We start from the raw sequence: 7,052 nt of genomic DNA, 5'->3' as shown, positions 1-7,052 counted from the left end.
TCCAGCTCCATGCCTTCCGCCTCGTAAGTGCGGTTGGTGGCATTTGCCGCGCCGTTGAGGACGTTCTGGTCCTCGGCCTCGACGTGGAACACCGTGCCGTTGACGGTGATCCCGCCGCGGCGCAGTTTGAAGCCGGCCTCGTACTGGATCACGTCGTCCTGGCGGTCGCCGCTCGGCACATTGCCGGTCAGGCTGTCGACCGTGGGCGTGAAAAGCACCTTGTCGGCGGCAGCGCGGGCACCCTTGCTGTAGCGCGCGAAGACCGAGAACGGCTCGGCCACGCGGTAGTTCACCCCGACCGAGTAGTTGAGGTAGCCGTAATCGTAGCTCACCGGCGCGGGGCGATCCAGCGGCAGGAAGGCGGTGCGCCCCTCGGCCGGGACGATCACGCCGTCGCGGTTGAAGTCGAAGCTGGTGAGCCCCACACGCCCGCCGCCGAGATCGGCACCGAACAACTGCCCGCGCACCCGCCCGCTATCATAGCGCAACGACCCGCCGACGGCCAGCTTACCAATGTGGAAGTTGACCGAGCCATAGGGTGCCAGCACGCGGTAATCGACATCGAAGATCCGCCGGAACAGGCTGCTCTCGCGCCCGAAGGCGAAATAGCCGTTCAGCGTCTGCGGCTGGCCGGCGGCGTTGAAGATGTCGACCTGCGCGGTCTGCCCGCCGCCGGCCGCATCGATGATCATCGCGGTGTGCAGCCAGGTGGTGTCGAGCTCCTGCGTGGCGTAGTAGAGCCCGGCGGTGGTGGTCAGTTTGCCGGTGCCTCCGAATGCGGGCACCTCCCACACCTTGCTGGCCCGCAGATCATTGGTGAAGTTGTCGAGCGAGCGCGCGCGCACGAAGCTGACGAAGTAGAGCGACAGCAGGCCATTGCCGTTGATCAGCGCGCCCCCCGGAATCGGCTGCCCGGCGAGCGGCCCGCTGGCATAGGCCGCGGTCGATCCCGCCCCGCCGATCGAATTGGCAAAGGCGGTGACGGTGTTCTGGCGGTTGGGGAACATGCGGCTGAAATCGCCGCCATTGACCGCGTAGCGCGCCTTCTCGGTGATCGTCCATCCGGCGACATCGAACTGCGCCTCGAAGCCGATCGACTTCGACTACGCGCTCTGCCCGGTCGCGATCGGCAGCGCGACCGGCTGGTTGTTGCGATCGAGGGTGATCACCGGCCCGAGGAACCCCGACAGGGTCGAATCCGAGCGCAGGTCGAAGCCGGGGAAACTGTGGATCACCGGCGCATCGTTGGTGCCGGTGATGCTGACCGCATAGGGCGCGAAGGTTGGCGAACGGTCGTCGAGCAGCTTGAAATAGGCGCGCACATAGCCGCCCTCGAAGCTGCGGGTGATATTGGCCTTGATCTGCCCGCCACGCCAGCCGGTGAAGCCGATGTCGCGCGGCCCTTCGCCCTGACGGTAGAAGCCGCCGATGTAGAAACGGGTGTTCTCGCCCAGCCTGCCGCCATAATCGAAATCGAGGCGCTTCTCGTCGAAGTCGAGCCCGCTCGAGAACTGCGCACGGCCGCCTTCCTGCTCGCCAGTGCGCGAGATGAGGTTGACGATCCCGCCCGGCGAATTGGACGCAAAGGTCGAGGCCGAGCCGCCGCGGATCGTCTCGATCGCGCTCACGGTGAAGTCGTTGCGCAGATAGACATCGGTCGCGACATTGAAGAGGTCGCCGAATTCGAGCACCGGCAAACCGTCTTCCTGGAACTGCATGTATTTGGAGCCACCGGCCGCGAGCGGCAGGCCGCGCACGGTGTAGTTGTTGTTGCCCTCGCCGATCCCCGTGGCAACACGCAAGCCCGCCATGGTGCGCAGCACGTCGCCCAAGGCGCGCGGGCCGAAGCGCTGGATGTCGTCGCCCTTCAAGGCGCTGGTCGAGGTCGCGCTGTCGAGCCGGTCGCGGCCCTTGGCCATGCCGGTCGAGAAGATTTCGGCCGCGGGCTTGGCGGGCGCGGCGGGTTGCTCGGCATCCGTTTCGGCTTCGGCGCTTTCCCCGCGCTCGCCGCTCTCCTCGGCAAAGGCCGGTGCGGCGAGAGCGGTGGTGGCGACGAACAGCAGCAGTCTGACTCTGGTTTTCATGGCATGTCTCCCCCCGTTTTGCCGGGACTACCTCCAGCCCGGCTTCATCGAGTGCGGCCTTGCGCACTAGGGCCGAGCCTATTGGCGGGGGGCAAAGCGGGGCCTAGGGACTGGCGCTAGGGAACAACCGCAGGTCAGCTTCAGGTGAGGCCGCGCCAGTCGATCCATTCGCCGTAGGGATGGCACAGCGCGGCGAGACGCGCCTCGCCGCCGTTCCCCGCGCCGTTCCATTGCGCGATCCTGAGTTCCACAGCCGCGCGATCCGCGCGCCATTCGATGCTGACGCGCACCAGCGGGCGGTCGGGCTCCGCGCGCGCGCCTGCCAGCGCAAAGGCGCGGTCGATCGCGGCGCGCTCCGCCGCGCTTGCATATTGCAGCACCATCGAGTGGAACACCACGCGGCGCACCCCGCGGCGCTGGGGCTCGGCGAAGCGCTGCAGCAGCCACGCGCTTGCGAGGCCCGTATCGACCTGCGGCGGGTGGGTTTGCGCAATCCCGATCGCCGCCGCCAGCCGCGCGGCGCGAGCGGTCTCGCCGGGCCACAGATAGGCGGCAAGGCGCTTCCGGTCGGCCTCGAGGCCCGCATCGAGCGGGTGGAGATCGACGCCCCGCGCAGCCGTTACCGACAGCGCGCCCTCCGGGGCACCGCCGCCGCGCCATTGCGGCGCAAGTGTCACCGCACTGGTGGCTGCGCCGGCGCGCACCGCGCCCAGCTGCACCGCATAATGCGGAAAATTGAGGTTGAGCCCCGCGCTCGCGCCCAGTTCGAGCACCTCGCAGGGCAGCGCCGCTGAACGACCTAGTTCGAGCAGCGCGGCGACCAGCCCCGCGACCCTTGCGACCTCGTTGGTCTGTGTGGGATGCGCAAGCCAGCCGAGCAGGTCCCCGCCATGCACATCGAGCGCATGGGCCAGCGCCGCCTCGAGCGCGAAGGTCGAGGGCATCGCGCCGCCCCGGTACAGCGCTCCCAGCACCCCCGCCTCGCGCCCGGCGAGCGCCAGCGCGTGGAGCCCGGCATTGAGGCGGAAGATCACCCCGTCGGAGGCCAGATCGCCCGGCCAGGTCTCTATCCCTGCGAACACCGGCCCGCCGGTCTGCGGCAGCACCCGCGCGAGCGCCGCCATCAGCGCAGCCGCCCGCGGCTTGCCGAAGCCATGCGCCTTGGCCGCCTCGATCCGCAACTGGCGCACCGCGCGCGCAGGTTCTCCGGCAGCACGGGGCACGTGCTGGGGAACAAGGGCATGGGGAGGAAACATCAAGGACAAGGGCGCCGCCGGGCATCGCTGAAGGGGACGCCCTGCATAGGCCGGGGGCACCAACTTTCCTTGGCCACCGCCTAGGGAAAAGCCGCAGGAACAGCGCTTTGCCCGGCGATCCCGCAGACCCCTGCCCGTCCCCGTGACAATACCGAGCCGGGCCGGTCGGCATAGTTAAAGCCCCCGATCCTATCCGGCGACGTGCTGCTCTTGCCAACCAACCGGAGTGCCCGAGGCATGCGCCTTTCGATCGCTTTTACCGCCGCCCTGCTCGCCACCACCGCCGCCGTTCCGGCTCATGCCCGCGAGGATACCGGCGCCGAAGCCCCCGAAGAATCCGGCGAAACCCCCGCCCCGGCACCTGCCGCCAAGACCTTCACCACCGGCGTCGCCAAGGGCCGCGACCTGCTCGACACCGCGATCTCGGCGAGCGTGCTCGACGACCACGACCTTGCCCAGCTGTCGGTCAGCTCGATTGCCGGGATCATGCAGAACATCCCAGGCATCCGTTCGGAAACCTCCGACATCGACGGCTATTCCGCGATCACCATCCGCGGCCTCCCGCTGGCGGCGGAGGGTTCGAAATTCCTCCAGCTTCAGGAAGACGGCCTGCCGGTGCTCGAATTCGGCGACATCCAGTTTGCCGGGATCGACCAGTTCCTGCGCGCCGACCTGACGCTTGCCCAAGTGCAGGCGATCCGCGGCGGCTCGGCCTCGACCTTCGCCTCGAATTCGCCGGGCGGGCTCATCAACTTTATCTCGCGCACCGGCGAGACCGCGGGGGGCACGGTGCAGGTGTCGAGCGGCGTCGGCCATGATCTCAAACGCATCGACTTTGCCTGTGGCAGCCCGCTCGGGCAAGGCTGGCGCTTCCATGTCGGCGGCTTCTACCGCAGCGGCGAAGGCCCGCGCGAGCTGGGCTTCAACGGCTTTTCCGGCGGCCAGATCAAGGTCAACCTCACCAAGGAGTTCGAAGGCGGCTACATCCGCTTCTACGGCAAGTATCTCGATGACAGGCAGCCCAATTACAGCACCCTGCCGGTGACGGTCGGGGGCACCGACGCCGACCCGCAGATCGGCTTCCTGCCGGGCTACGACATCCGCGAGCGGGCCTATCTCTCCCCGCTCACCGCCTCCTATGCCGAGGTCGACCGCAACAACAGCCCTACCGTGATCGACATGCGCGACGGGCTTGCCGCGAGGGTTGCCGCCTTCGGGCTCGAGGCCCAGTTCGACGTGGCCGGCTTCACCGTCACCGACCGCTTCCGCTTCTCGGACATCAGCGGCGCCTACAACGACACCGTGCCCTTCGTGACCGCGCCAGCGCCGTTCTTTGCGCAGTTCGGCGGACCGGGCGCGCGGCTCAGCTATGCCGCCGGGCCCTTGAGCGGGCAGGCGATCACCGATGCGCGGCTGCTGGCGCTTTCGGTGCGGCTCCATGCCGATCTCGAAAGCCTCGACAACGCCACCAATGATCTGCGCGCGACTCGGGTGTGGGACGTGGGCGGCGGCAAGCTCACCACCACGGCGGGCGTCTACACCTCGATGCAGCAGATCCGGATGTTCTGGAACTTCACCAGCACCTTGCAGGACCTCGCCGGCGGCGGGCTCAGCGCGCCGGTCAACATCACTACCGCCACCGGCGTTCCGGTGACCGACGCGGGCACGCTTGCCTACGGCTTTGCGGTGGGCCTGCCGTTCAGCATCTACCACAACCGCTACGACGTCGATTGCGACGTGATCGCACCCTATGGATCGGTCAATTTCCAGATCGGCAAGCTCGCCGTCGGCGCCAGCGTCCGCTGGGACAAGGGCGATGTCTCGGGCCAGGTCTTCTCGCCCGGCTTCGGTGACGGCCGCCCGCTGTTTGCGCCCTTCGACGTCAATGGCAACGGCCAGATCTCGGTGGACGAAAGCCGCGTGCCGATCCTGCCGCTGACCCGCCCGGCAGCGGTGGATTACGGCTATGATTACCTCTCGTGGTCGGCGGGGGTGAACTACCGCTTTGCCGAGAGCCTGTCGGCCTTTGCGCGGCTCAGCCGCGGGGGTCGGGCAAGCGCGGAGAATGTGATCGGCACCGAAACGCTCGATCCCCTCGCCGGGCACCCGAACAACTCCGATCTGCTCGTCTCGATCGTCAAGCAGGCCGAGGCGGGGGTCAAATACCGCAGGGGCGGCCTCAGCCTCTTCCTGACCGGCTTCTGGGCCTCGACCGACGAGCGCAACGCGCAGATCACCGCCGATGCGACCGGCCAGGCCTTCGTCCAGCAGATCGAGCGCACCTACAGCGCCAAGGGCCTCGAATTCGAGGGCGAATGGCGCCGCGGCCCCTTGACGCTGGTGGCGGGCGCGACCTGGACCGATGCGAGCATCGACGAAGACCTCATCGATCCGGCCTTCAACGGGCTGACCCCGCGCCACATCCCCGATTTCGCCTTCTTTCTGCGCCCCTCGGCCGAGATCGGCACGGTCACCTTCGGCGCCGCCATCAACGGCACCTCCGAAAGCTTCGCGCAGGACACCAACCAGCTGGTCCAGCCCGGCTACGTGATCGTCAGCCCCTTCGTGCAATTCCGCCCGGCCGAGGGTGTGACCCTCGCGGTCAATGCCTTCAACCTCTTCGACCGCCTCGCCGTGGTCTCGCTCCAGGCCCCGACGATCCCCGCCTCCGGGCTCACCAACGCGCAGGTGATGAACGGTCGCACCGTCACCGCCTCGCTACGCTACAGCTTCTGAGCATCCGCCGGGACGGCACAATGATGGACGAGAGGAACCCCTGCCATGCTTGACCGGATGAACATCCCCCGCCGCCTCGGCGCGTCCTTCGTGCTGCTCAACGTGGTGGCCGCAGCGGTGATGGTCGCCTGCGCGGTGAGCCTCGCGATGATCTCCTCGGTGACGGCGAAGAACACCGCGAGCCAGGAGATCCTTGCCGACGTGCTGTTGCTGGAGACATCGCTGCTGCGCCAGAACAGCCAGTTGCGCGGGTATCTGGTCACCGCCGATCAGAGCTACCTCAAGTCTTACTACGAAGGCCGCGACGATTACGACAAGGCCTCGCAGCAACTGGAAGCGGCGCTGGCCGGCTCACCACTCGCGCAAAAGGTCCGCACCAGTCGCGATGAAACCCTCAAATGGCGGCGCGACTGGGGCGACAAGTATGTCGGGGTGGTCAAGGCCGGCAATCGCGACGCGGCACAGGCGGCGATCCGCGCAGCGGGCAAGAAGGTGCTGGTCAGCGACGCGGTCAACCCGCTGCGCGACATCCGCGATGCCCAGCACACCGCGATAGAGGCGCAAAGCGCATGGCAAGCCACCGCCATGACCATGGCGTGGGCCGCGCTGGGCCTTGGCGCGGCGATCCTGATCGGCCTTGCGCTTGTGCTGGCGCGCGGTCTGACCCGTTCGATCGCCCGGCCGATCGTCGACCTCACCCGGGCAGTCACCGACCTGTCGAAGGGGTCGACCGATGTCGTCATCCCCGGAACCACGCGCGGCGACGAATTGGGCGCGATGGCGCAGGCGATGCTGGTGTTCCGCGACGCAGCGATCGAGCGCCAGCGCGCTGTCGCCGAGCGCGAGGAGGCGGTCGCACGGATCGGCCAGCACCTTGCCGCGGTCGCCCGCTCCGACCTCACCGTGCGCCTCACCGGCATGCCGCCCGCCTTCCAGTCGCTCGCCAGCGATTTCAACGAGGCGCTCGAGCGGCTTT

At 68.0% G+C, this 7,052-nt stretch carries 5 protein-coding genes; 2 read left to right on the top strand and 3 right to left on the bottom strand.

What is annotated here, in order from left to right:
* The 3 genes from NBV68_RS16165 to NBV68_RS16155 form a co-directional block, all read right to left on the bottom strand.
* Window positions 1-1,007, bottom strand: a 1,007-nt coding sequence (locus tag NBV68_RS16165) for a TonB-dependent receptor (RefSeq protein ID WP_296311726.1), incomplete at its 3' end; no start/stop codon positions are given.
* 96 nt (window positions 1,008-1,103) lie between these two features.
* Window positions 1,104-2,084 (bottom strand): TonB-dependent receptor plug domain-containing protein, encoded by a 981-nt coding sequence (locus NBV68_RS16160; protein ID WP_296311723.1) that lies wholly within the window; start codon window positions 2,082-2,084, stop codon window positions 1,104-1,106.
* A gap of 140 nt (window positions 2,085-2,224) precedes the next feature.
* Window positions 2,225-3,307: a DUF2332 family protein gene (locus tag NBV68_RS16155; protein ID WP_296311720.1), complete on the bottom strand. Its 1,083-nt coding sequence runs from the start codon at window positions 3,305-3,307 to the stop codon at window positions 2,225-2,227.
* Between the two features lie 270 nt (window positions 3,308-3,577).
* Here NBV68_RS16155 and NBV68_RS16150 point away from each other — a divergent pair, with 270 nt between their 5' ends.
* Both NBV68_RS16150 and NBV68_RS16145 read left to right on the top strand, forming a co-directional pair.
* Entirely contained in the window at window positions 3,578-6,076 is a 2,499-nt protein-coding gene (locus NBV68_RS16150; RefSeq protein ID WP_296311717.1) for a TonB-dependent receptor, read from the top strand.
* 45 nt (window positions 6,077-6,121) lie between these two features.
* Window positions 6,122-7,052 (top strand): CHASE3 domain-containing protein (locus tag NBV68_RS16145; protein ID WP_296311715.1); only part of this gene is annotated, 931 nt, incomplete at its 3' end.

It is taken from the genome of Erythrobacter sp., from assembly GCF_023653175.1.
Taxonomy (GTDB): Bacteria; Pseudomonadota; Alphaproteobacteria; order Sphingomonadales; family Sphingomonadaceae; genus Erythrobacter.
Note: the sequence above shows the minus strand (reverse complement) of the source record. Positions and strands in the feature narration are given on the sequence as shown.